Annotated in this window: 1 protein-coding gene; it reads right to left on the reverse strand. The window is 28.9% G+C overall.

The genetic code is table 11. The annotated features are described in order from the left end of the window. Positions 1-98 precede the first annotated feature (98 nt). A complete protein-coding gene (locus BM384_RS17020) occupies positions 99-1,259 on the reverse strand; it encodes an FprA family A-type flavoprotein (protein ID WP_090015452.1) in 1,161 nt (386 codons plus the stop codon). Positions 1,260-1,586 lie beyond the last annotated feature (327 nt).

Here is a 1,586-nt window from a genome sequence, read left to right on the forward strand (position 1 = left end):
TAGAAGAAATTTTTGAGTCATTAAAAATAGCTTAGGATTCTGTTTGGTCACTTGACTGTAAAATTTTTCAAGTAAAAATGCACTATCATAGTATATTATTATTTTAGAAGTTCATCAGCTAACTTTTCCATTTTTTCAAAATCTGCTTCTTTTGCAACAGATTTAATTGTTATAATATTTCCAATAAATTCGATATCACTCATCTTTTCAAGAGTAGATTTCATACACTTTCCAGCAACAGGTGTCCATGAACCATTTTCAATTATAGCAACCTTTCTTTTTTGGAAATTCTTCATTTTTAATCTATATAAGAAGTCATTCATAGGAGAGAAGACTCCTCCATCATAAGTAGCACCAAGAAGCACTAATTTATCATATTTAAAAGAATCAGAAATTACTTTTGACATATCAGCTCTTGATAAATCATATAAAGCAACTTTTTCGCCCTTTGATTCTAAAATTTCAGCCATCTTTATAGCAGCAGCTTTAGTATTTCCATGAATTGAAGCATAAGCTATAACAGTTCCTTTTACTTCAGGAGTGTAGCTACTCCATTTTAAGTACTTATCAATATAGAAACCTAAGTTTTCAGTTAATACTGGCCCATGAAGAGGACAAATTGTCTTAATATCAAGGGTAGAAGCTTTCTTTAATAAAGTTTGGACTGCAGGCCCAAATTTCCCAACAATATTAATAAAGTATCTTCTAGCTTCGTCAGTCCACTCTTCATCACAGTCAAGAGCACCAAACTTTCCAAAACCATCTGCAGAGAATAATATTTTCTCTTTCTTTTCATATTCAACCATAACTTCTGGCCAGTGAACCATTGGAGCCATAACAAATACTAAAGTGTGTTCTCCAAGAGAAAGTTCATCCCCTTCCTTAACAGTAATAGTTCTTCCTTCTAAATTCATATCAAAGAATTGAGGAAGCATATTAAATATCTTTTCATTTCCAACTAGCTTGATATTTGGATATTTTTCAAAAACTGTTTGAATATTTGCAGCATGATCTGGCTCTAAGTGAGAAATTATTAAGTAATCAGGATCTCTTTTACCTAAAACCTTTTCTAAATTGTTAAGCCATTCATCTTTAGCTCTCTTATCAACGGTATCCATTATAGCTATTTTTTCATCTAGTATTACATAAGAATTATAAGAAACACCATTTGGAATCTTATATTGGCTTTCAAATAAATCTAAAGTTTTATCATTTGATCCTACATATTTAACTGAATCGGAAATATTAATACTATTCATCTAAAATCCTTCTTTCTATGCTTTCTATGAAACTTGTTAATTCAACTTTCGAACATTAATGTTTAAAAATAAAAAAAATTAATCAATAATTATTATTATAAGGAAGGTTTTGGAGAAAGTCAACATTTTAAAACTACTTGTTTTTTCAAGATTATAGTTCTAATGTTTATTTTCTATTATTTCTTTAGTTCAAGTCTTCTTATTATATGAGTGAAGAGTAAAATATATAAAAATAGGCTGTATTATGAATAAAAGTGATAAATATAGGCAAGTATCTAAACAAATGATTATTTGGAGATGAAGAAGATGTGTTCGGATAACTATAAT

Source organism: Clostridium sp. DSM 8431 (genome assembly GCF_900116755.1).
Lineage (GTDB): Bacteria > Bacillota > Clostridia > Clostridiales > Clostridiaceae > Clostridium.

What these genes read in the sequence shown, in the direction of transcription:
- BM384_RS17020 (WP_090015452.1), bottom strand. Translation starts at nt 1,259, where the DNA reads ATGAATAGTATTAATATTTCCGATTCAGTTAAATATGTAGGATCAAAT.